The following is a 23,612-nucleotide window of genomic DNA, read 5'->3' on the forward strand; positions in this document are numbered from 1 at the left end:
GGACCGGGCCGCCCGTGACGAGCACGGGATCATCCCTCCGTCAGACGTCGCGGAGAGGCGCCGTACGCCCGGCGTTGCGCACGAAGAGCTCGTGGAGGTCGCGGACCGCCCGCGGAACGGAGCCGGAGTGGCGGCGCTGCAGTACCAGCAGCACGTCGGTCGCATCCCCCGCGAGCGGCCGCACAGTGATCGCGCCGCGCCGCTCCAGAGGGTCGCCGACGACGCTGAAGTCCGGCAGCACCGTGGCCCCCAGCCCCTCGGCCACCATCAGCTTGCCCATCTCCGCGCCGTCGGTGGAGTACGAGAAGGACGGAGCCCGGCCGCGGAGCAGCCGGTGCACGAAACGGTGCATCACATAGCCGGACCGCATCACGACCAGCGGTTCGGCCAGGAGGCTGTCCGCGTCCACCGCATCCAGGGCCGCCAGCGGACTGTCCGGACGCACGCAGACCACCGGCCGGCCGCAGAGCAACTCCGTCGTCTCGAAGCCGGGCGGCATGTCGTCGCCCCGGAGGTAGTTCACCAGTCCCAGGTCGAAGGCGCCCTCCAACAGCCCGCGGTGGATGTCGGCCTCCTGCGCGCCGACCAACTCCACCTGGGTGACGGGGTGCGAGGCCCGGAACTCGCGCACGGTCGGGATGACCAGCGGCACGGTAGCCGTGTTCACCGTGCCGAGGCGGACCATGCGGCTGATGCGGTGCTGGTCGCCGGCCGCGCCGCGCAGCCGGTCGACCGCTTCCAGCACGCTCATGATGTGCGGCAGCAGCTCGCGACCCTCGTCGCTGATCTTCGCCCCGGACCGCTTGCGTTCCAGCAGGTCCACGCCGAGCTCGCGCTCCAGATTGCGTACGGTCTCGCTGAGCGCGGGCTGGGACAGATGCAGCTCCTCGGCGGCCCGCCGCAGCGAACCGAGCCGTGTGACGGCAGCGATGTATTCGAGCTGTTCCATACGCACGAACAGGAGACTGCGCCCTCCCGAGGACCGGTTCAAGGGAATCCCTGTCACAACCTCGTGAATACCGACTCTCAGCATGTGGAATCACATCCGGGCATTCTTGACCGCCCGGACTCCCTCCTGGTTCGATCGATGGCATGAAGCGACAGGACCTCACGCGGCGACGCCACGTCGACCTTGAGCGTGTTTCCAGCGCCTTCTGTCGCTGCCTGGTCTGAGCACACCCGAGGGAAACCCTCCCACCTGCTCCCTCTGTGACTTCCCGCCGTGCATTTCGTTTGCGGCTCGTTTCCGTCGTGACGACGGCGTTCTCGTGCAATGCCGTGCAATGCCGCTCCAGCGTGCCTGCATTCCGCGGAGCGCATTCGCCCTGCCCGCGCAGCATTCCCTGCCAGGAGTTCCCATGCCCGCATCCTCCGCACACCCCGGACCCGATCCCGTCCGCTTCGCCTACTGGGTGCCGAACGTCAGTGGCGGTCTGGTCACCAGCAAGATCGAGCAGCGCACCGACTGGGGCTACGACTACAACCGCGAACTCGCCGTCCTCGCCGAGAACAACGGCTTCGACTACGCGCTCAGCCAGGTCCGCTACATGGCCAGCTACGGCGCCGAGTACCAGCACGAGTCGACCAGTTTCAGCCTCGCCCTGCTGCTCGCCACGCAGCGGCTGAAGGTCATCGCCGCCGTGCATCCCGGCCTGTGGCACCCGGGGGTACTCGCCAAGCTCGGGGCCACCGCCGACCACTTGTCGAACGGCCGCTTCGCCGTCAACGTCGTCAGCGGCTGGTTCAAGGGCGAGTTCACCGCGCTGGGCGAGCCCTGGCTGGAACACGACGAGCGCTACCGGCGCTCCGAGGAGTTCATCCGCGCCCTGCGGAAGATCTGGACCGAGGACCACGCCGAGCTCGCCGGTGACTTCTACCGGTTGCGCGACTTCTCGCTCAAGCCCAAGCCACTCAACACCCCCGAGCGCCCGCACCCGGAGATCTTCCAGGGCGGCAACTCCACCGCCGCGCGCGCCATGGCCGGCCGCGTCTCCGACTGGTACTTCTCCAACGGCAAGGACTTCAAAGGCGTCACCGAGCAGATCGCCGACGTCCGCTCCTCCGCCGCCCGAGCGGGCCGTACCGCACCCAGGTTCGGCCTCAACGGCTTCCTCATCGCCCGCGACACCGAGGCCGAGGCCCGCGAGACGCTCCGCGAGATCGTCGCCAAGGCCGACGCCCAGGCCGTGCACGGCTTCCGCGACGCCGTCCAGCAGGCCGGTCCGTCCACCGGCGACGGCAAGGGGATGTGGCAGGACTCCACGTTCGAGGACCTCGTCCAGTACAACGACGGCTTCCGCACGGGTCTGATCGGCACCCCCGAGCAGATCGCCGAGCGGATCGTCGCCTACAAGAGGCTCGGCGTCGACCTCTTCCTCCTCGGCTTCCTGCACTACCTGGAGGAGGTGGAGTACTTCGGCAAGCGGGTGCTGCCCCTGGTGCGCGAACTGGAGGCACAGGAAGCCGCGTCCGAGCCCACCGCCGCCCACGCCTGACCGCGGCCCGCACACGAAACGACCAACCGAAAGGTCCTCCCATGGCCACTGTCCTGTCCGTCTCCGGAAGTCCCTCCGCCACCTCCCGCACCGCTCGGCTGCTGCGCCACCTGGACGAGCGGCTCGTCGCGCAGGGGCACGAGGTGATTGCGCTGGATGCTCGTACCCTGCCCGCCGAGGCGCTGCTCGGGGCCGACTTCGGTCACCCGGCGATCGTCCGGGCCACCGCCCTGTTCGAGCAGGCGGACGGGGTGGTGATCGGTACCCCTGTCTACAAGGCCGCCTACTCCGGACTGCTGAAGTCGCTGCTGGACCTGCTCCCGCAGTACGCGCTGGTGGGCAAGACGGTCCTCCCGCTGGCCACCGGCGGCTCCACCGCCCACGTCCTGGCCATCGACTACGCGCTGCGCCCGGTGCTGGCCTCCATGAGCCCTGCGCACATCACGCCGGGATGGTTCACGCTCGACAAGGACATCACGGTGGGCGAGGACGGAACACTGACCGTCGCGCCGGGATCGGCCGAGGCTCTCGCACAGGTGACGGACCAGTTCTCGGCCGCGCTCGGCGGGCGGACGACGCTGCTGGCGGCCGCCGGATGAGCGTCGCGCACGTCATCGCGGACGACGCCGAGGCCCTTGCCGTGGCCGCGGAGCTGGCCGCGGACTTCCGCAAGGGCGCCGCCGAGCGGGACGCGCGGCGCAGGCTCCCGCACGCGGAGTTGGAACGGCTGTCCGCCTCCGGGCTGCTCGGCGTGACCGTGCCCGCCCGGTTCGGTGGCGCGGACGTCCGGGCGGACACCCTCGCCGAGGTCTTCCGGCGGCTTGCCGCCGCCGACGCCAGCCTGGCCCAGATCCCGCAGAGCCACTTCGTGTATCTCAACGTGCTGCGTCGGCAGGGGACCGACGAGCAGCAGGAGTTCTTCTTCGGCGAGGTACTGGTCGGCAAGCGGTTCGGCAACGCTCAGTCCGAGGCCGGCACCCAGCACGTCCAGGACATCCGCACCCGCCTCGCCCGGCGCCCGGACGGGGCGTACGTCCTCGACGGCCTCAAGCACTACTCCACCGGCGCGCTGTTCGCCCACTGGATCCCCGTCCTCGCCCGCGCCGAGGACGACACGCTGCACGTGGCCTACGTCCCGCGCGACGCGCCCGGCCTCACGGTCGTGGACGACTGGGACGGCATGGGACAGCGCACCACCGCCAGCGGAACCGTCCGCCTGGAGTCGGTGCCGGTGCCCGCCGACCGCGTCGTGCCCCACCACCTCACCTTCCAGGGCCCCCAACTACACGGCGCATGGGCTCAGTTGCTGCACACGGCCATCGACGCGGGGATCGCCTCCGGGGCCCTGGCCGAGGCGGTGGAGTTCGTCCGTACGAAGAGCCGCCCCTGGTTCGAGAGTGCCGCCGAAGGGCACGCGACCGCCGCGGAGGATCCGCTGCTGATCCAGCGGTTCGGCGAACTGGCGATCAGGGAAAGGGCCGCCGCAGCGCTGCTTCGCGAGGCCGCGCGCGCGGTCGACGACGCCCGCGCCGATGTGACCGACGACTCGGCCGCCGAGGCATCGATCGCGGTGGCCGCCGCGAAAGTGACGGCGGCCGAGGCCGCCGTGGAGGTGGCCAGCGCCCTTTTCGAGGTCTCCGGCACCCGCTCGGCGCTCGACTCCCTGGGCCTGCACCGCCATTGGCGCGACGCGCGCACCCACACCCTGCACGACCCGGCCCGCTGGAAGGTCCAGCACATCGGCCGTTACGTGCTCAACGGCACCAAGCCGCCCCGGCACGGCCTCCTCTGACGCACGCCGACGACCACTGATCGGAGCCCCACGTGTCCCTCGCCTTCCACTGGTTCCTGCCCACCAACGGCGACAGCCGCCACGTCGTCGGCGGCGGCCACGGCACCCCCGCCACGGAGTCCGGGCGCGACCGGCCGCCGACGGTCGCCTACCTGAGCCAGATCGCCCGCGCCGCCGAAGACCTGGGCTTCGTCGGCGCGCTCACGCCGACCGGCGCGTGGTGCGAGGACGCGTGGCTGACCACCGCCATGGTCAGCCAGAACACCGAGCGCCTGAAGTTCCTCGTCGCCTTCCGTCCCGGCTTCGTCTCGCCGACGCTCGCGGCGCAGATGGCCTCCACCTTCCAGCGGCAGACCGGCGGACGGCTCCTGCTCAACGTGGTCACCGGTGGTGAGAGCCACGAGCAGCGGGCCTACGGGGACTTCCTGGACAAGGAGGCGCGGTACCGCCGCACCGGCGAATTCCTGGAAGTCGTCAGGGGGTTGTGGGAGGGCAGGACCGTCGACCTGTCCGGCGAGCACCTGCGAGTCGAGGACGCCAGGCTGGCCCGGGTGCCCGACCCGGTGCCCGAGGTGTACTTCGGTGGTTCCTCGGCGATCGCCGGGGAGGTGGCCGCGCGGCATGCCGACGTCTACCTCACGTGGGGGGAGCCGCCGGCGCAGGTCGCCGAGAAGATCGCCTGGATCAGGAAGCTGGCCGCGCAGGAGGGTCGCCGCGTCCGCTTCGGAATCCGGTTGCACGTCATCACCCGAGACACCTCCGAGCAGGCCTGGGCCGAGGCGGAGCGGCTGCTGGCAGGCTTCGACGCGGAGACCGTGCGGCAGGTGCAGGCGGGCCTTGCCCGCAGTGAGTCGGAGGGCCAGCAGCGGATGCTGGCCCTGCACGGCGGTGGGAGCCGGGACGGGCTGGAGATCCATCCCAACCTGTGGGCGGGCATCGGGCTGGTGCGGGGCGGCGCGGGGACCGCCCTGGTCGGCAGTCACACCGAGGTTGCCGAGCGGATCGAGGAGTACGCCGCGTCGGGGATCGAGGAGTTCATCTTCTCCGGGTATCCGCATCTGGAGGAGGCGTACTGGTTCGGCGAGGGCGTGCTGCCGAAGCTTCAGGCGCAGGGTCTGTGGCGGCACCCGTACGGGCAGCGGGTGGCCCCCGCCGCCCAGGTCCCCTTCGCCGGCGGCGCGCCGAGAGTGTCGGTGTGAGCTCTGGAACACCTGGCGACGGCTGACCGGACATGCGAAACGATGTAGCCTCCGAGCACCGCCCTTGACCTGCGCAGACAGGCAGGGAGCAGACAAACTGGGAGTATCTTCATGTTTCGTACGATCTTCAAGTCGAAGATTCACCGTGCCACCGTCACCCAGGCCGACCTGCACTACGTGGGATCGGTGACCATCGACGCGGATCTGCTCGACGCCGCCGACCTGCTGCCCGGCGAGCTGGTGCACATCGTCGACATCACCAACGGGGCGCGTCTGGAGACGTACGTCATCGAGGGTGAGCGCGGGTCCGGGGTCATCGGGATCAACGGCGCCGCCGCCCACCTGGTCCACCCCGGGGACCTGGTGATCATCATCAGCTACGCTCAGGTCACCGACGCCGAGGCGCGGGAGTTCCGGCCCAGCGTCGTGCACGTCGACGCCGGCAACCGGATCGTGGAGCTCGGCGCCGACCCGTCCGCGCCGGTGCCCGGCTCGGACCAGGAACGCAGCCCGCAGGCCGTACCCGCGGTCTGACCGGCGGACGAGGACCAGGAGCGCGCGCATGAGCGACATCGACATCCGTGACGACCGGGCGGCAGGCCGCCTGGAAGCGGTCGGCGACGGCGAAGTCGTCGGCCACATCGAGTACTTCGTGCTCGAGTCGCCCGCGCCCGCCCTGGTCCCGGTCCACACCGTCGTGGAGCCCGAACACGAGGGCAAGGGCATCGCCGGCTCGCTGGCCCGCGAGCTGTACAGCATCGCCGCGCGCGAGGGGGTCCCGGTGGCCCCGCTGTGCCCCTACGTCGTCAAATGGGCCGCCCGCCACCCCGAGGAGGCCCCGGCGGCCGACCCCGAGCTGCTCGCCGCGGCGAAGGACTGGCTGCGGGCCCACCCCGGGCGGTTCTAGGGAGCCCACGGGCGCGCTGCCGTGTCGGCGGAAGGCGGTGCGGTTCACGGCCGAGCCGCAGCCCACGGACGCTCGCCGCGTCCGCGGGAGGCCGTGCGGTTCACGGGCCTGGTCGCGGTGCGCGGGTGCCCTGCCCCTTCCGTGCGGCGGTTCGGGTGAGTGGTCCGGCCCCCGGTGAGTGGCGGAGCGGGCCTCGGGTAGGCGGGGGGTAGATCAGAGTCGACGTCCGACGACCGTACGGAGGACCCCGATGACGAGCCCGTACCCCGACCCCGTACCGCCGACCCCGCAGCCCGGCCCGGGCCCCGGACCGACCCCGCCGGACCCGTATCCGAGCCCGGTCCCGACCCCCGAGCCCGGCCCGGAACCCTCGCCACCGCCGCCGGGTCCCAGCCCGACGCCGCCCCCGGCACCACCCGCGCCGGGTCCGCCCGAACCCTCGCCGTCCCCCGTCCCGCCGGGCCCGGAACCCACCCCGAACCCGGAGCCGGGCCCGCCCCTCAGCTGACCTGCGGCAAAGCCGGCGGAGGCAGCCGAGACGGCGAAGACGGCGAAGACGGCGGAGCGGCCCCCGCCCCCACACCCCGAAGGGGAACGTGGGGCGGGGGCCGCTCCGTGCCCGCGCCGAGCGCGGCGCGCTACGCCGAGACCTCCGACCGGTCCCCGCCCCACAGCGTGTGGAACGAACCGTCCCGGTCCACCCGGCGGTAGGTGTGGGCGCCGAAGAAGTCCCGCTGGCCCTGGGTGAGGGCCGCCGGCAGGCGCTCAGCGCGCAGCGCGTCGTAGTACGCCAGGGCCGCGGCGAAGCCGGGGGTCGGCACGCCCTGGCGGGTCGCCGCGACCAGCACCTCGCGCCAGTCGTCCTGGGCGGCGGCGATCTCCTGGGCGAACGTCTCGTCCGACAGCAGGCTCGGCAGGTCGGCCCGGGCGTCGTACGCGGCCCGGATGCGGTCGAGGAAGGCCGCCCGGATGATGCAGCCGCCGCGCCAGATGGCGGAGACGGCGCCCAGGTCGATGTCCCAGTCGTATTCCTCGCTGCCCGCCGCGATCTCGTGGAAGCCCTGCGTGTACGACACGATCTTCGAGGCGTACAGCGCCTGCTCGACCCGGTCGGCGAAGGCCCCCGCCTCCGACTCGGACAGCGGGGACGGCTGCGGTCCCGCCAGGCCCCGCGAGGCGTCCCGGAGCGCCGCGTGGCCGGACAGGGAGCGGGCGAAGACCGCCTCCGCGATGCCGGAGACCGGCACCCCGAGGTCGAGCGCGATCTGCACCGTCCAGCGGCCGGTGCCCTTCTGCTCGGCCTGGTCGACCACCACGTCCACGAACGGCTTGCCGGTCGCCTCGTCCACGTGGGACAGGACCTCGGCGGTGATCTCGATCAGGTAGGAGTCCAGGCGGCCCGTGTTCCAGGTCCGGAAGATGTCCGCGATCTGCGCGGGGGAGTACCCGGCGACATCGCGCAGCAGCTGGTAGGCCTCGCCGATCAGCTGCATGTCGGCGTACTCGATGCCGTTGTGCACCATCTTCACGAAGTGACCCGCGCCGTCCGGGCCGACGTGCGTGACGCACGGAGCGCCGTCGGCCGCCTTCGCGGAGATCTTCTCCAGCATCGGGCCGAGGGAGTCGTAGGACTCCCGCGGGCCGCCCGGCATGATGCTCGGGCCGTGCAGCGCGCCCTCCTCGCCGCCGGAGACGCCCATGCCGACGAAGTGGATGCCCTGCTCGCGCAGCGCCTTCTCCCGGCGGCGGGTGTCCGCGAAGTGCGCGTTGCCCCCGTCGATGATCATGTCGCCGGGCTCCAGCAGCGGCGCGAACTCCTCGATCACGGCATCCGTCGGGTCGCCCGCCTTGACCATGATGACCAGACGCCGGGGACGCTCCAGGGCCGCCACGAACTCCTTGGCGGACTCGGCCAGGATGAAGTCCCCCTCGTCCCCGAACTCCTTCACCAGCGCCTGCGCCCGCGACACCGTACGGTTGTGCACGGCGACCGTGTAGCCGTTGCGCGCGAAGTTCCGGGCGAGGTTGCGGCCCATGACCGCGAGCCCCGTGACGCCGATCTGCGCTGAAGTGCTCATACCGCCTGCTCCTAGCTGCCTCGTGACTACGGCTCCGTCAGTACGGGCCCTCGCCCATCCTGACGTGCCGCTACGGCGAGCGCACATCCGACCCGCCAGGCATGTGTACGCACGGAAGGCGCCCGTCGCCTCAGCGTCGCCGCAGCTCGCGGCCCATCCCTTCAAGAAGGGCCCGATACCGGCCACTTGTTCGCGTCGAGAGGCTGATTTCCCGTCTTGTCATGGCCTGTTCGCAGCGCTTACTTTTGCCGCTCCTGACGCATGCCGAGGGGAATTCGGACATGGCCGTACGCGGCCGGCATCGCCGGTACCAGCCGACCAGGATCAACCGCGCCTCACTCACCGTCACGGCGGGCGGTGCCGGCCTCGCCATCCCGCTGGTCGCCTCGGGCGTCGCCCACGCGGCCGACGCGTCCACCTGGAACAAGGTCGCCGCCTGCGAGTCCAGCGGCAACTGGAGCATCAACACCGGCAACGGCTACTACGGCGGGCTGCAGTTCACCCAGTCCACCTGGGCGGCCTACGGCGGCACCCGGTACGCGCCGCGCGCCGACCTCGCCACCAGGGACCGGCAGATCGCGGTCGCCGAGAAGGTCCTGGACGGCCAGGGGCCCGGCGCCTGGCCGGTGTGCTCGGTGCGGGCCGGGCTGAACCGGGGCGGCGGCGCACCCGAACCGCACACGGACAGCGCCGGTTCCCGCCCGGCGAGGACCACCTCCGTGCGGGACGTGCAGCCGCAGACGACCCCGCAGTCCCGCGCCGGCCGGGCCGAGATGTACACGGTGGTGCACGGCGACACGCTCTCCGGCATCGCCGGCGAACAGCACGTACGGGGCGGCTGGCGGCACCTGTACGCGGGCAACCGCGCCACCATCGGCCCCGATCCCGACCTGATCCTGCCCGGCCAGCGGCTCGACCTGCGCCCCACCGCCTCGCCGGCGCCCGACACGCACACCGGGAGCAAGTCCAAGTCCCCGAAGAAGAAGCAGCCTTCGGAGAAGAAGGGGCCTTCCGAGAAGAAGACCCGGCAGACCCACCCGACCCACCAGAGCCACACGCACACCCACGCGCCCGCCCACCACACCGACGGGCACACCCTCGTCGCCCCCGTGCACGCCCCCATCGGCACCGGGTACCACGTGGGAGGGTCGCACTGGTCGAAGGGCTACCACACGGGCATCGACTTCCTGGTGCCCACCGGGACCTCCGTCCAGGCGGCGGCGGCCGGGCACGTGGTCGCCGCCGGCTGGGGAGGCTCGTACGGCTACCAGGTGGTGATCCGGCACGCGAACGGTCGCTACACCCAGTACGGGCACCTGTCCGCCATCTCCGTGCGCGCCGGGCAGAGCGTCTCCGCCGGCCAGCGCATCGGCCGCTCCGGGGCCACCGGGAACGTCACGGGCCCGCATCTGCACTTCGAGGTGCGGACCGGGCCCGGCTTCGGTTCGGACATCGACCCGCTCGCGTACCTGCGGGCCGGCGGCGTCAGGATCTGACCCGCGCGTACCGCTGCCGCTGCCGGTGCAGGACCGGCAGCGGTACGGAGAAGGTCGCGGACAGCGGGGTGCACGAGGGCGGGAAGACGAACGCCGGGGCCGTCGCCTCCGCCCCGGGCACCGTGTCCTCGGCCACGTCCGGAGTCTCCGGCTCGCCGGGGGCCCGGGCCCGAGGCGAGCCCGGGACGTCCGGCTCACCCGCGACGTCCGGCCCGCCCGTGATGCCCGGCCCGCCCGTGGCGTTCGGCCCGCCCGTGGCGTTCGGCCCGCCCGTGACGTCCGGCCCGCCCGTGGCGTTCGGCTCCTTCTCGGACGCCGGGCCCTCCGCGAGGACCAGCGCGCCCGCGCATCCCGGACCTCCCGCGAAATCGACGGAACCCCCGATCCCAGGGGAGTCATCGAACTTCGGGCCGCCCCCTTCGGGGACAGGGTCTCCCGCGAACTCGGCCATCTCCCTCATCTCCGTCATCCGCACGACCTCGGTGGCCCACGCGATGCCGGCCATCTCCGCCAGTTCCGCGAGCTCGTCGGGGCCGGGGTCACCGATCTTGACGCGCCCCGCCGAGCCCCGCCCGGGCTCCGACGTGGCCGGCCGCTGCCGGGGCAGCGCCGCCGGCGCCTCGCGGGCGGCGAACCCGGACCCGGGCACCGGAGCCTCGTCCTCGGCCGCCGGGGCCAGGGCGGTGACCGCCTCCGGCCCGGGGACCGGCTCCCGTTCCGGTTCGAGGCGTTCCGTCGTCAGCAGGATCAGACCGCCGCCGGCCACCACGCCGCAGCCGAGAGCGAGCAGGGTGCCCGTGGTGCCGTAGCGGAACGTCTCACCGAACATCAGAATGCCGACCGCGGCGGCCAGCACCGGGTTGACCACGGTCAGCGTGGCCAGCGGGGCGGCCAGCCCGCCGCCCCGGTAGGAGGCCTGTGACAGCAGCACGCCCGCGGTCGCGAAGACACCGATGACCGCGAGGGCGGGCAGGTCGCCGAGGCCGATCCCGGCGTCCCAGTCGACCGCGACGGTCTTGGTGAACACCGACGACATGCCGAAGGCGATGCCGGAGGCGGTGGCCAGCAGCACGCTGCGCACCGCCGGGTGCCGGTGCGCGGCCAGTCCGGCGACCGTCAGCGCGGCGACCGCCCCGCCGGTGACCAGCGCGACGGCCACCCGCTGGGCCGGGTCGAGGGAGTGGGTCCCGGCGGAGCCGACCACGGACAGCAGGCCGGCGAGGCCGACCGTGGCCATGACCGCGCCGCGCCAGGCGGTCGCCCCGGCCCTGCGGCCCACGCACAGCGCCGCCATGGGCAGGGCGAAGACGATGGTCAGGGCGCCGAGCGGCTGCACGAGGCTGAGCGGGCCGTAGGCGAGCGCCACGACGTGCAGGACACCGCCGAGCCCGTTCAGGCCCAGCGCCGCCCACCAGCCGGCCCGGCGCAGCGGCAGGTACGAACCGCCGGGCGAGGACAGTGCCACCTGCTCCTGCACGATCGCCCCGCCCGCGTACGCGACGGCGGACACGAACGACAGCAGCACGGACAACGCGAGGGCGCTCATCGGCAGTTCCTTCGCGTGCGGCGGGACCCCTGGGCCCGGCGCGGCGTACGGTCGGCTTCCATGGTCGACACTCTGCCCGTTCGGGCCCTCCCCGTCGTCGTACCTGAGCACTCAATGGGTCCTACTGCCGATGGAGTACGCGGCCCGGCCGCTCATCCCCAAGGCGGGCGGCCGCCCCGGGGGGACCCCGGCTCGGGGGCGGCGGCGCGGCCTGGTAGTGATGCTCCTCGTGGACCTCGATCCGGAACTCGCCGCCCTCCGGCCGCTCGGCGGCTTCTTCGTCCTGCGCACGACCGCGGGGGCGCGGCGCCCGCCCGCCCCGCTCCCGCCCACCCTGGCGGAGACCTACGCGACGGCAGCGACGGCGGCCTCGGCGGCCACGGCGGCAACGGCCGCCCCGGGGACGGCTGCCGGGGCGACGGCGGCGGACGGCGCCGCCCGCGACGTGCTGACCTCCCGGGTCGCCACGGTCGCGGACCGGCTCCGCACCGGTGAGGCGCGGGTCGCCGCCTCGATCGCCCACCAGGGACTGGCCGCCCGCCTGTGGTCCACGGCCCTGGCGTGCGCCGCCCTGTACGGCCGGCTGCCCGATCTCGGGCCCGGGCTGCTGCGCTGGCACGGCGCCGCGCCCGCCCCGGACGACCTGTGGCTGACCGAGGTGCGCGCGGCCCCCGGGGACCCGGCCACCCTGGCGGACGCCGTGCTGCACGCCCATCTCCGTCCCCTAGGGGAAGCCCTGACGGCCCGGTACGGAGTCGCGGCCGGCCTGCTGTGGGGCAACGCCGGTTCGGCGCTCGCCGGAGCGGCCCGCGAACTGGACCGCTGGGCCCGCGCCCACGGCCGTACCGACGTGGCCGACCGGGCCCGCCGCCTCACCGACGACCTCTTCGCCCACCCGCTGCTGCGCACCACCGGCACCCAGCCCGTGCCGACCTTCCGCCGCCGCAGCTGCTGCCTCTACTACCGCGTTCCCGGCGGCGGGGTCTGCGGCGACTGCTGCTTCACCCGCCCGCCGCGCTCTTCCCCGGGCGCCGCATCTGGGTGACCATGAAAGGGAACCTGTCGGCGAGACCAGGGGGTTGTCGGGTGCGTGTGGGACTGCTGACCCGGGAGTACCCGCCGGACGTGTACGGCGGCGCGGGCGTCCATGTCGAGTTCCTCGCCCGGGAGCTGAGCGCGCTGGTGGACCTGGAGGTGCACTGCTGGGGTGAGGGCCGCGGCGTCGGCGTGGTGCGCCACCGCCCCTGGCCCGTCCTCGACGGTTCCAACGACGCGCTGCGCACCTTCTCGGTGGACCTGTCCATCGCGGCCGCGCTCGAGGGCCGCGAACTCGTCCACTCCCACACCTGGTACGCCAACCTCGCCGGACACCTCGCCAAACTGCTGTACGGCGTCCCGCACGTGGTGACCGCCCACTCGCTGGAGCCGCTGCGCCCCTGGAAGGCCGAACAACTGGGCGGCGGGTACGCGCTGTCGAGCTGGACCGAGCGCACCGCCGTCGAGGCGGCCGACGCCGTGATCGCCGTGTCGGGCGCGATGCGCGAGGACATCCTCGCCTGCTACCCGGCGCTGGACCCGGCGCGGGTGCACGTCGTGCACAACGGCATCGACACCGCCCTGTACCGCCCGGACCACGGCACCGACGCGCTCACCCGGCACGGCATCGACCCGGCACGCCCGTTCGTGCTGTTCGTCGGCCGGATCACCCGGCAGAAGGGCGTGCCCCATCTGCTGCGCGCGGTACGGGACATCGACCCGGGCGCCCAGGTGGTGCTGTGCGCCGGCGCCCCCGACACCCCCGAGATCGACCGCGAGTTCCGGGAGCTGTACGAGGAGCTGAGCCGGGTCCGCGCGGGCGTGTCCTGGATCCCGCAGATGCTGCCCCGCGCCGACGTCATCCAACTCCTGACCCGGGCGGCCGTCTTCGTCTGCCCTTCGGTGTACGAACCCCTCGGCATCGTCAACCTGGAGGCCATGGCCTGCGGCACGCCGGTCGTCGCCTCCCGCGTCGGCGGCATCCCTGAGGTCGTGGCCGACGGCCGCACGGGTCTGCTGGTCGACGTGGACGACGCCTTCGAGGCGAACCTCGCCCGGGCCCTGGACACGGTGCTCGGCGACCCGGAGGCGGCCCGCCGGATGGGGGAGGCGGGACGGGTGCGCGCGGTCGAGGAGTTCGGCTGGGAAGCGGTGGCCCGGCGCACCGCCGGACTCTACGAGGAGATCCTCAAGCAGGCTTAGTCCCGCGTGCTCGGGGCATCCATGGTGGAACCAGGGTGAGGGGAGCGGCCGTGCGTGGATGGGACTACCCCCGCGGAAGCGGTGTGGGCCGGGGCGGACGGCCCTCGGTGCTCGGGATCGTACTGGCGGGCGGGGAGGGCAAACGCCTGATGCCGCTCACCACGGACCGGGCCAAGCCCGCCGTCACCTTCGGGGGCACCTACCGGCTCGTCGACTTCGTGCTGTCCAACCTGGTGAACGCCGACGTCCTGCGCATCTGCGTGCTGACCCAGTACAAGTCGCACTCGCTGGACCGGCACATCACCACCACCTGGCGGATGTCCAGCCTGCTGGGCAACTACGTCACCCCGGTGCCGGCCCAGCAGCGCCTGGGCCCGCGCTGGTACCTGGGCAGCGCCGACGCCATCCTGCAGTCGCTGAACCTCGTGTACGACGAACAGCCCGAGTACGTGGCCGTGTTCGGCGCCGACCACGTCTACCGCATGGACCCCCGGCAGATGCTGGCCCAGCACATCGAGGGCGGCGCCGGGGTGACCGTGGCCGGCATCCGGGTGCCGCGCTCGGAGTCCTCCTCGTTCGGTGTGATCACCCCGGGCTCGGACGGGCGCAGCGTCGAGCGCTTCCTGGAGAAGCCCGCGGACCCGCCCGGCCTCGCGGACGACCCCGAGTGCGTGTTCGCCTCGATGGGCAACTACGTCTTCACCACCAAGGCGCTCATCGAGGCGCTGCAACGCGACGCGGAGGACACGCAGTCCGTGCACGACATGGGCGGCTCGATCCTGCCCCAGCTCACCGGCCGCGGCGAGGCCCAGCTCTACGACTTCAGCGACAACCACGTGCCCGGCGAGACCAGCCGCGACCAGGGCTACTGGCGGGACGTCGGCACCCTCGACGCCTACCACGAGGCGCACATGGACCTGATAGCCGAGCGCCCCGCCTTCAACCTGTACAACCGGCAGTGGCCCATCTACACCCACTCCAACCAGCTCTCGCCGGCCCGGTTCAACGCGGGCGGCATCGCGAGCGAGTCCATCATCAGCGCGGGCTGCCTGATCCGCGGCCAGGTCACCCGGTCCGTGCTCTCGCCCGGCGTACGCGTCGACCCGGGCGCGGTCGTGCAGGGCTCGGTGCTGCACGACAACGTGCACGTCGGACGGGGCGCGATCGTCCGCGGCGCCGTGCTGGACAAGAACGTCGAGGTGCCGCCGGGCGCGACGATCGGCGTCAACCCGGAGCGGGACGCCGAGCTGTACACCGTCTCCGAGGGCGGCGTGATCGCGCTCGGGAAGGGGCAGCGCGTGCCCTGACGCACGCGCCGCCGGACGGCTCACGCGCGCGACGCGCGCCGCATCACCGCCCTGGAATGCCCGGGTTCGCCTCGTTCGCCCGCCACGATGCAGGCAACGATGTCGAACCTTCGGAGGTCATCCGACATGAGAGGGACCCGGCGCACGCGGCTGTGCCTGGCCGGGGTGATGGCAGCGTCCGCGCTGATCGCCACCCCCGCCGCACGTGCCGCCGAGCGGACCGACGGCCACCTCACCGACCTGGTGAACCCCTTCATCGGGAGCCAGAACGAGGGCAACACCTTCCCCGGCGCGACCGTGCCCTTCGGCATGGTGCAGCTCTCCCCGGACACCGGGCACAGCACCGGCTACGACTACACCCAGAACCGCGTCCGCGGCTTCTCCCTGGTCCACCTCTCCGGCGTCGGCTGCCGGATCGGCGGCGACCTGCCCGTACTGCCCACCACGGGCGAGGTGACCCAGACGGACTACGCGCGCTACGCGGCGGGCTTCTCGCACGCCGACGAGCAGGCGAGCCCCGGCTACTACGGCGTCGGCCTCGACTCCGGCATCCGCGCCGAGCTGACCGCGACCGCGCGCACCGGGGTGCAGCGCTACACCTTCCCGGCCACCGACCGGGCCAACGTCCTGCTGAACGCGGCCCAGGCGCTGCACAAGCCGGTCGCCAGCTCGGTCGAGATCCTCGACGCCCACACCGTGCGCACCGAGATCACCGGCCACGGCTTCTGCCGCGACACCGGCCCGTACACCGTGTACACGATCACCCGGTTCAACCGGCCGTTCACCGCCTACGGCACCTGGGACGGGGCGGCGGTCACACCGGGCGCCCGCACCGGCCGCGGCGGCGCCTACGTCCGCTTCGACACGACGAAGGACCGTACCGTCGAGGCGACCACCGCCCTGTCGTACGTCGACGCGCGCGGTGCCGCGGTCAACCTGCGGGCCGGCGGCGGCCGGTCCTTCGACGCGGTACGGCGGCGGGCCCGCGAGGAGTGGGAGCGGCGGCTCGCCGCCGTGCGCGTGCGGGGCGGCGACCCGACGCTGCGCCGCACCTTCTACTCGTCCCTGTACCGCTCGTTCCTCGCGCCCAACATCGGCAGCGACGCCGACGGCCGCTACCTGGGCTGGGACCGCCGCGTCCACCGCGCGGAGCGGTTCACGTACTACCAGAACTGGTCGCTGTGGGACACCTACCGCACCCAGGCCCAGTTGCTGGCCCTGCTCGCGCCGCGCGAGGCCCGCGACATGGCGCTGTCGGTGGTGAAGGTGGACGAGGACGGGGGCTGGCTGCCCAAGTGGGGTTACGGGCCGGTCGAGACGAACTGCATGAGCGGCGACCCGGTCACCCCGTTCCTGACCACCGCCTACCAGACGGGCCTGCTCAGGGGGTTCGAGGAGCGGGCGTACCGGGCGCTGCGCAAGAACGCCGACGGGGTGCCGCCCGCCGGCTACCCGGGCATCGGACGGGAGGCCAACGCCGAGTACATCGCCCACGGCTACGCCCCCTTCGTCAAGGACCGCCCGCTGTCCAAGCTGGGCGACTCCGACTACCACCACGGCGCCTCCGTCACCCTGGAGTACGCGCTCGCCGACGCGGTGCTCGCCCAGATGGCCCGGGGCCTCGGCCACGACGCGGACGCCGCCCGCTACGCCGCACGGTCGCGCAACTACCGCACCCTCTTCGACCCCTCGACCGGCTTCTTCCGGGCCCGGGACGCCTCCGGCGCCTTCACCGGCCCCGCGGACCCGGCCCGCAGCACCGGCTTCCACGAGGGCACCGCCTGGCAGTACCAGTGGCTCGTCCCGCAGGACCTGCCGGGCATGATCGACCTGATCGGCGGCACCCGCGCGGCCAACGAGCGCCTCGACACCTTCTTCGCCTACGACCGGCTGCTGGCCGACCCGGCGCGCACCGCGCGTGAGGTGTGGGTGCACGGGGACGCGTACGACTACTACAACGCCGACAAGTACAACCCGATGAACGAGCCCGACCTCGTCGCGCCGTACACGTACCTGGCCACCGGGCAGCCCTGGAAGACCACCGACGTGGTCCACGCGGCCCTGACCCTCTTCACCGACGGCCCCACCGGCATGACCGGGAACGACGACCTGGGCACCATGTCCGCCTGGAACGTGCTGTCGTCGATCGGGCTCTTCCCGATCCAACCCGGCTACAACACCTGGGGTCTGTCCACTCCCGTGTTCGACCGGGTCGACCTCACGCTCGACCGCCGCTACTGGCCGGGCGGCGGGTTCACCGTCACCGCGCCGGGCACCTCCGCCGCCGACCGCTACGTCCAGTCGGTCCGCACGGACGGCAGGCCGCACGCCCGGACCTACCTGACGACGGACGCCCTGCGCTCCCTGCGCACCGTCGCGTTCACGGTCGGCCCGCGCCCGTCCGAGTGGGGTACGTCACCCCAGGCGGCGCCACCGGTACTGAAGTGACCTCAGGAGTCCCACGAGTCCCGCCGCTCCCCCGAGGGGCGGGACTTAACCTGCTGTTAACTGAGCGTAGCCTGATCGTACTTGACCGTAATCGCCCAGCGAGTCTTGACTGTTGCCCTGCAGGACCGTCCGTCTCCCGCCCTTGCACGTTCCATCTCGTCTTCCCGCCGACGCGAGGCAAGCCCTTGACTTCCGATCCGCTCGCTCCCCTCGACCTGGCCTTCTGGAACATGGAGTCCGACCGGCACCCGATGCACCTGGGCGCGCTCGGTGTCTTCGCGACGCACTCGCCCACGGCGGGCGCCCACGCCGCCGACCTGCTCGCCGCGCGGGCCGCCGCCGTGCCCGGACTGCGCATGCGCATCCGGGACGTCTGGCAGCCGCTCTCCTTCGGGGGCGCCACCCGGGAGGCCGACCCGGACTTCGACCCGCTGAACCACGTACGGCTGCACGCCCCGACCGCCGACTTCCACGCCGCCGCCGGGCGGCTGATGGAGCGTCCGCTGGAGCGCGGCCGGCCGCCGTGGGAGGCCCATGTGCTGCCCGGCGAGGACGGCGTCTCCTTCGCCGTGCTGTTCAAGTTCCACCACGCGCTCGCCGACGGCCTGCGCGCGCTCAAGCTCGCCGCCGGGGTGCTGGACCCGGTCGACCTGCCCGAGCGCGGCCCGCGTCCCGTCGAGCCGCCGCGCACCCTGCTGTCCGACGTGCGCAGACTGCCCGCTCTGCTGCCCGGGCTGGTCAGGGGCGCGCTGTCGGACGCCGGCCGGGCCCTCGACATCGGCGCCTCGCTGGCCCGTTCGACCTTCGGGATGCGGCCCTCGTCGGCGCTGACCTCCGCGCCCAGCGGCACCCGCCGCACGGCCGGTGTGGTCCTGGACATCGACGACGTGCACCGCGTCCGCAAGAGCGTGGGCGGCACGGTCAACGACGTCCTCATCGCCGTCGTCGCCGGCGCGCTGCGCCGCTGGCTGGACGAACGCGGCGACGGCAGCGAGGGGGTGGCGCCGCGCGCCCTCATCCCGGTCTCCCGGCGCCGGCCGCGCACCGCCCAGCCACAGGGCAACCGGCTCTCCGGTTACCTGATACGGCTTCCGGTCGACGACCCCGACCCGCTGCGCCGCCTCGACACGGTGCGCACCGCGATGGTCCGCAACAAGGACGCGGGCCCCGACCGGGGTGCCGGTGCCGTCGCCCTGCTCGCCGACCACGTGCCCGCCCTCGGCCACCGGCTCGGCGGCCCGCTGGTCGGCCAGGCCGCCCGGCTCTGGTTCGACATCCTCGTCACCAGCGTCCCGCTGCCGGGCCTCGGCCTCCGGCTCGGCGGCCACGACCTGACCGAGGTCTACCCGCTGGCCCCGCTCGCCCCCGGCCAGTCGCTCGCGGTCGCGATCTCCACGTACCGGGGCCACGTGCACTACGGCCTGGTGGCCGACGCCCAGGCCGTCCCGGACCTGGACGTCTTCGCCCGAGCGGTGTCCGAGGAGGTGCAATCCCTCCTGACGGCATGCGACGCCTGAGTCCTGGCCGGACGGGGTCCCGACACCGGGTGCCCGGCCGGCCGGCGATCGGTGTCCCCGCCGCCCGATGCCCGGGGACTCCCCGAGCTGCCCCGGCTAGGGCCGCCCGGACCCGGCATCGGAGTCCCGGGCGTGCCGCGCGGTGGGCTCCGGGCGCCGTCCTGTGCCAGGTGTCTCGGTTGTTCGCCCGCACCGTCTCGGTCCCCGGTCCGGTCCAGTCAGTACTGCCGCCGCGGCGCGGCTCGGGCCGCCCGGACCCGGCATCGGACTCCCGGGCGTGCCGGGCGGTGGGCTCCGGGCGCCGTCCGGTGCCGGGCGTCTCGGTTGTTCGCCCGCACCGTCGCGGTCCCCGGTCTGGTCCAGTCCGTACTGCCGCCGTGGCGCGGCTCGGGCCGCCCGGACCCGGCATCGGAGTCCCGGGCGTGCCGCGCGGTGGGCTCCGGGCGCCGTCCGGTGCCGGGTGTCTCGGTTGTTCGCCCGCACCGTCGCGGTCCCCGGTCTGGTCCAGTCCGTACTGCTGCCGCGGCGCGGCTCGGGCCGCCCGGACCCGGCATCGGAGTCCCGGGCGTGCCGCGCGGTGGGCTCCGGGCGCCGTCCGGTGCCGGGCGTCTCGGTTGTTCGCCCGCACCGTCGCGGTCCCCGGTCCGGTCCAGTCCGTACTGCCGCCGTGGCGCGGTCCGGCCTGTTCGGGCCCGGCGGTGTCGGACTCGTGCTCGCGCCGGCGCGGGGGCTCCGAGTGCCCGCCGCTGCCGGTGCCCCGGGGCGCTCGCCCGCATCGCTTGTCCGGGAGTCGAACCGCCACAGTGTGGCCCGGTCCGTCCGGACCAGGCAGCGGGCCGTCGCTCCGGCTGCGCGGTAGGCCCGACTGCCCGCCGGTACCGCCTCGGTCGCTCGCCCGCGTCCTCGGGCCGGGCCGCCGGCCGGAGTTCCCCGGGCCCGGCCGCCGCCTCGCGGCCCGGGCAGGCGGCTAGCTGTCTGCGGACCCCAGGGTCTCGGTCCGGCTCCGAGCGGCCGCCCGCCGGTCGCGCCCACGCGCCTGCGTCCGGGCTGTCCCCGGTCGCCGGGGCGGGCGGTCCCGCGCGGCGTGGGTGACGTCGGCGTCGCGGTGGCCCGGCCGGGGTGGGCCCCGGGCGGCCGACCACGCCGTGCGGGCTGCCTCGACGACTGCGCCCGACCCTGCGGGGCAGTTCTCGGCTCCCGCCCGCGAGCCGGCCTTCCCCCCGGCCGACCGGAGGAAGCCCGACCGCTCCCGGTGACGGTGACCGTGTGCCCCCGGCCCGTGCCGCACAGGCAGCCACAGGCGCCCCCGGTGGCATGGCCGTGGGCCGGTATCCGCGTGGCGTCCGTCACCTCCGGGGCGAGGATCCCGTGGCCCGGGCGGGGGCGGGGATAGGGGCGGGGTTCGCGGGTTTGGCCCGGAGGGCTGCCGCTCCGTAAAATTCCCCGTTCGAAAGCGGGCGCGAGTCGGAGCGCCGCACGGGTGATCAGGAAAGCGGCAGCGCGATGACGGTGACAGAGGACGGCGCGGCGTCCGTGGGGTCCATGGACGCCACGGACATGGACCCCGCGGCCGTGGACGAGGTGGTCTACGGGCCCGGTATCGACCCGGAGCGCCTGGCCGTCTGCCTGAGCGTGCTGGAGGAGCTCGACCAGCTCGACGTCGACCACCCGGACGCGATTCTGGTGCGCCGGGCCACCTCGCACGTCTACCGCACGGTCAAGCAGCGCCGCCGCCAGGAGCGCCGCGCCGCCAAGACCGCGCACGACCGCGCCGTCACCGAGGCCACCGCGACCGGCTCCGCCGAGCGCATCGACGACGAGACCGAGGGCATCCTGCCCTCCTCCAAGGTCGAGGCGGGCAGGATCGCGGGCATACTCCAGCGCCCGCGCTCCTGCTACACCTGCAAGGGCAGGTACGTGGAGGTCGACTACTTCTACCACCAGCTCTGTCCGGACTGCGCCGGCCTGAACCGCGAGAAGCGCGACGCCCGCGCCGACCTCACCGGCAAGCGCGCCCTGCTCACCGGCGGCCGCGCCAAGATCGGCATGTACATCGCGCTGCGGCTGCTGCGCGACGGCGCGCACACCACCGTCACCACCCGCTTCCCCAAGGACGCCATCCGCCGCTTCAAGGCGATGGAGGACTCCGCGGACTGGATGCACCGGCTGGAGGTCGTCGGCATCGACCTGCGCGACCCGGCCCAGGCCGTCGCGCTGGCCGACCAGGTCGCCGAGGCCGGCCCGCTGGACATCCTGATCAACAACGCCACCCAGACCGTCCGCCGCCTGCCCACCGCCTACGCCGCCCTGGTCGAGGGCGAGAGCGCCCCGCTGCCCGCGGGTGAACTGCCCGCCCACCACGTCATCGGCGCCTTCAACTCCGGCGCGGTCGACGGCCTGGCCGCGCTGCCCCTCGGCACCAGCGGCCTGGACGCGCAGAAGGTCGCCGACCTCGCCCTGGTCGCGGGCAACGCCAGCGTCGCCCGTCACCTCGACGGCACCGCCATCGACGCCGGCGGTCTCGTTCCGGACGTCGTCGACACCAACACCTGGGTGCAGACGATCGAGCAGATCTCCCCGGTGGAGCTGCTCGAGACCCAGCTGTGCAACTACACGGCGCCGTTCATCCTGATCAGCAAGCTCCGCCCGGCGATGGCCGAGGCCGCCCGCAGGGCGACGAGCGGACGCGCCTACGTCGTGAACGTCTCCGCCATGGAAGGCGTCTTCAGCCGCGGCTACAAGGGCGCCGGCCACCCGAACACCAACGCGGCCAAGGCCGCGATGAACATGGTGACGCGGACCAGCGCCCAGGAGATGTTCGACGCCGACGGCATCCTGATGACCTCGGTCGACACCGGCTGGATCACCGACGAGCGCCCCCACTACGACAAGCTGCGCCTCGCCGAGGCCGGCTTCCACGCCCCGCTCGACCTGGTCGACGGAGCGGCCCGGGTGTACGACCCGGTCGTGCGCGGCGAGGCGGGCGAGGACCTGTACGGCGTCTTCATGAAGGACTACGCGCCCGGCAAGTGGTGAGCCCGGCGGTGGGGAGCCGGTGCCCCGCCGGGCCACCGGCTCCCCACCGTCCGGACGCCCCGCGAGGGTCGCCCGCGCCACCGGCCACCGGCTAGACCTCGGGGACACCACGCAGCCGCGCACGCAGGACGGTGCCGTCCGCCCCGGAGGCGGCCCGCACCCGCGTTCCGCCGTCGACCAGCAGATCGGCGCCCGTCACCCACTCGGCCGCATCCGAGGCCAGCCACAGCACGGCCCGCGCCACGTCCTCCGGCTCGCCGATCCGCCCGAGCGGCAGCTCCGCTGCCGCCTCGGCCTCGCCGGGCTCCCACACGAACCGGGCCATCTCGGTGCGGACGAGCCCGGGGGAGACGGAGTTGACCCGCACCCGGGGCGCGAGCTCGCCCGCGAGCTGCCGGGTGAGGTGCAGCAGCGCCGCCTTCGTGGTGCCGTACGCGCCCACCCGCGGCCCCACGTGCTCGGCGCCCTCCGTGCAGACGTTGACGACGGCCCCGCCGTGCTCGCGCATCCAGCCGTGCCAGGCGCACTGCACCAGGCGCAGCGGGGCCTGGACGTTGACCGCGAACGCCTCCCTCCAGTCCGTGTCGGGTGCCTCCATCAGCGGACCGTACGGCCGGTTCGTCGCCGCGTTGTTGACGAGGACGTCCAGCCGCCCGAACTCACGCAGCACCAGATCCGTCAGCTCCTCGGGATGCCCGGGGTCGGCCACACTGCCGGCCAGCCCGATCCCGCCCAGCTCGGCGGCGGCGCGCCGCACCGCGTCCGGGTCCCGCGCGGTCACGCACACGCGTGCCCCGGCGGCGGCGAGCGCCCCGGCCACGGCACGGCCGATGCCGCGCGTGCCGCCGGTGACGACCGCGGCCTTCCCCTGCAAGCCGTAGGAGGGCGTCATCGCCGCACCGTCTCATGACGGGCCGTCGGACGACAGAGGCACGGACGGCGGAGAGTCGGACGACAGAGGCACGGCCGACTCCGTACAGCACCAGCTCGATCGAGTCGAAGACATGTTCGTCTCGCTAGGCCGAGTGGGTGATTCACGCCGACGGGCGGGTGATGCGGTTTGTGGCAATCAGCGGCATATTGAGGGGGATTGGGAGTCCGTAGGACTTCCGATAGTTACACCTTGTTTGCACTCCCTATCGAGCGGTCGTCCGCTCATTTGGTTAACCTTGGGGGGACGGACAGCAGTACGGGGTCCCACCCACACCCACCGTCCGTCCTGGGGTGAGCCGGTCGACAACGGCCTGCTCCGACACGAAGTACCGGCGCCACCGCGTCCGAACTGGCCTTTCATCCAGACCCGAGCGGGCGACGAGAGCCGGAGCGCAGATTGTCCGGTGAGCCCCCGAGGGTGAGCCCGACACATAAGGAGTGCGCGGTGACACCGGAGAAGACGAATCGCGAACAGCGCCCCGAGGAACGCACGGAGCGCGGGGGCCGCCGGCCCGGAGAGCTCGGCAGCCTCGACGTGTGGGCACGGTCCGCCCCGATCCGCCTCGCGGGGTACGAGGACGACCTCGCCGAGCCGCACATCCTGCCCAGCGTCGACTGAG

19 protein-coding genes are annotated in these 23,612 nt (G+C 73.3%); 15 read left to right on the forward strand and 4 right to left on the reverse strand.

From position 1 onward, the window contains the following. Nucleotides 1-40: 40 nt before the first annotated feature. Nucleotides 41-955, reverse strand: a complete 915-nt coding sequence (locus B446_RS31805; protein ID WP_043476846.1) for a LysR family transcriptional regulator — start codon at nucleotides 953-955, stop codon at nucleotides 41-43. A 137-nt stretch (nucleotides 956-1,092) separates the two neighbouring features. Between B446_RS31805 and B446_RS41200 the strand changes: the two genes are divergently transcribed. The 7 genes from B446_RS41200 (at nucleotide 1,093) to B446_RS31835 (ending at nucleotide 6,393) form a co-directional block, all read left to right on the forward strand. After that, nucleotides 1,093-1,173: a putative leader peptide gene (locus tag B446_RS41200; RefSeq protein ID WP_419184181.1), complete on the forward strand. Its 81-nt coding sequence runs from the start codon at nucleotides 1,093-1,095 to the stop codon at nucleotides 1,171-1,173. A 185-nt stretch (nucleotides 1,174-1,358) separates the two neighbouring features. Further along, nucleotides 1,359-2,495 (forward strand): dimethylsulfone monooxygenase SfnG, encoded by a 1,137-nt coding sequence (sfnG, locus tag B446_RS31810; RefSeq protein WP_020943554.1) that lies wholly within the window; start codon nucleotides 1,359-1,361, stop codon nucleotides 2,493-2,495. A gap of 41 nt (nucleotides 2,496-2,536) precedes the next feature. Next, nucleotides 2,537-3,094: an NADPH-dependent FMN reductase gene (ssuE, locus tag B446_RS31815; protein ID WP_020943555.1), complete on the forward strand. Its 558-nt coding sequence runs from the start codon at nucleotides 2,537-2,539 to the stop codon at nucleotides 3,092-3,094. After that, nucleotides 3,091-4,287, forward strand: a complete 1,197-nt coding sequence (locus B446_RS31820; RefSeq protein WP_020943556.1) for an SfnB family sulfur acquisition oxidoreductase — start codon at nucleotides 3,091-3,093, stop codon at nucleotides 4,285-4,287. Before ssuE ends, B446_RS31820 begins: the two co-directional genes overlap by 4 nt. A 32-nt stretch (nucleotides 4,288-4,319) precedes the next feature. Next, nucleotides 4,320-5,486 (forward strand): LLM class flavin-dependent oxidoreductase, encoded by a 1,167-nt coding sequence (locus tag B446_RS31825; RefSeq protein ID WP_020943557.1) that lies wholly within the window; start codon nucleotides 4,320-4,322, stop codon nucleotides 5,484-5,486. Between the two features lie 111 nt (nucleotides 5,487-5,597). Next, nucleotides 5,598-6,020, forward strand: a complete 423-nt coding sequence (gene panD / locus B446_RS31830; protein ID WP_020943558.1) for an aspartate 1-decarboxylase — start codon at nucleotides 5,598-5,600, stop codon at nucleotides 6,018-6,020. Nucleotides 6,021-6,048: 28 nt separating this feature from the next. Then, nucleotides 6,049-6,393: a GNAT family N-acetyltransferase gene (locus tag B446_RS31835; protein ID WP_020943559.1), complete on the forward strand. Its 345-nt coding sequence runs from the start codon at nucleotides 6,049-6,051 to the stop codon at nucleotides 6,391-6,393. Between the two features lie 638 nt (nucleotides 6,394-7,031). On the opposite strand, the gene gndA is transcribed toward B446_RS31835, so the two are convergent. Beyond that, the gene (gene gndA / locus B446_RS31840) at nucleotides 7,032-8,471 is read right to left on the reverse strand and encodes an NADP-dependent phosphogluconate dehydrogenase (protein ID WP_020943560.1); all 1,440 of its coding nucleotides are present in this window, start codon (nucleotides 8,469-8,471) and stop codon (nucleotides 7,032-7,034) included. A 281-nt stretch (nucleotides 8,472-8,752) separates the two neighbouring features. On the opposite strand from gndA, the gene B446_RS31845 reads away from it, so the two are divergent. Further along, nucleotides 8,753-9,967, forward strand: a complete 1,215-nt coding sequence (locus tag B446_RS31845; RefSeq protein WP_020943561.1) for a transglycosylase family protein — start codon at nucleotides 8,753-8,755, stop codon at nucleotides 9,965-9,967. On the opposite strand, the gene B446_RS39815 is transcribed toward B446_RS31845, so the two are convergent. Continuing rightward, on the reverse strand, nucleotides 9,957-11,513 hold the full coding sequence (locus B446_RS39815; protein ID WP_020943562.1) for a DMT family transporter: 1,557 nt from the start codon (nucleotides 11,511-11,513) through the stop codon (nucleotides 9,957-9,959). The two genes, B446_RS31845 and B446_RS39815, sit on opposite strands and share 11 nt — an antisense overlap. Before the next feature lie 229 nt (nucleotides 11,514-11,742). Between B446_RS39815 and B446_RS31855 the strand changes: the two genes are divergently transcribed. The 6 genes from B446_RS31855 (at nucleotide 11,743) to B446_RS31880 (ending at nucleotide 22,059) form a co-directional block, all read left to right on the forward strand. Beyond that, on the forward strand, nucleotides 11,743-12,558 hold the full coding sequence (locus B446_RS31855; protein ID WP_043479516.1) for a (2Fe-2S)-binding protein: 816 nt from the start codon (nucleotides 11,743-11,745) through the stop codon (nucleotides 12,556-12,558). Nucleotides 12,559-12,605: 47 nt separating this feature from the next. Next, nucleotides 12,606-13,751, forward strand: a complete 1,146-nt coding sequence (gene glgA, locus B446_RS31860) for a glycogen synthase (RefSeq protein WP_043476848.1) — start codon at nucleotides 12,606-12,608, stop codon at nucleotides 13,749-13,751. A gap of 107 nt (nucleotides 13,752-13,858) precedes the next feature. After that, on the forward strand, nucleotides 13,859-15,058 hold the full coding sequence (gene glgC / locus B446_RS31865; RefSeq protein WP_388071124.1) for a glucose-1-phosphate adenylyltransferase: 1,200 nt from the start codon (nucleotides 13,859-13,861) through the stop codon (nucleotides 15,056-15,058). A 126-nt stretch (nucleotides 15,059-15,184) separates the two neighbouring features. Further along, the gene (locus B446_RS31870) at nucleotides 15,185-17,506 is read left to right on the forward strand and encodes a GH92 family glycosyl hydrolase (RefSeq protein ID WP_020943566.1); all 2,322 of its coding nucleotides are present in this window, start codon (nucleotides 15,185-15,187) and stop codon (nucleotides 17,504-17,506) included. 185 nt (nucleotides 17,507-17,691) lie between these two features. After that, entirely contained in the window at nucleotides 17,692-19,023 is a 1,332-nt protein-coding gene (locus B446_RS31875) for a wax ester/triacylglycerol synthase family O-acyltransferase (protein WP_020943567.1), read from the forward strand. Nucleotides 19,024-20,526: 1,503 nt separating this feature from the next. Continuing rightward, complete coding sequence (locus B446_RS31880) at nucleotides 20,527-22,059, forward strand: SDR family NAD(P)-dependent oxidoreductase (protein WP_020943568.1); 1,533 nt, start codon at nucleotides 20,527-20,529, stop codon at nucleotides 22,057-22,059. Between the two features lie 91 nt (nucleotides 22,060-22,150). Here the strand turns inward: B446_RS31880 and B446_RS31885 are convergent, their stop codons facing one another. Beyond that, on the reverse strand, nucleotides 22,151-22,951 hold the full coding sequence (locus B446_RS31885) for an SDR family oxidoreductase (RefSeq protein ID WP_020943569.1): 801 nt from the start codon (nucleotides 22,949-22,951) through the stop codon (nucleotides 22,151-22,153). 486 nt (nucleotides 22,952-23,437) lie between these two features. Here B446_RS31885 and B446_RS39820 point away from each other — a divergent pair, with 486 nt between their 5' ends. After that, on the forward strand, nucleotides 23,438-23,611 hold the full coding sequence (locus B446_RS39820) for a hypothetical protein (RefSeq protein WP_020943570.1): 174 nt from the start codon (nucleotides 23,438-23,440) through the stop codon (nucleotides 23,609-23,611). Nucleotide 23,612 lies beyond the last annotated feature (1 nt).

Source organism: Streptomyces collinus Tu 365 (genome assembly GCF_000444875.1).
GTDB classification, from domain to species: domain Bacteria; phylum Actinomycetota; class Actinomycetes; order Streptomycetales; family Streptomycetaceae; genus Streptomyces; species Streptomyces collinus_A.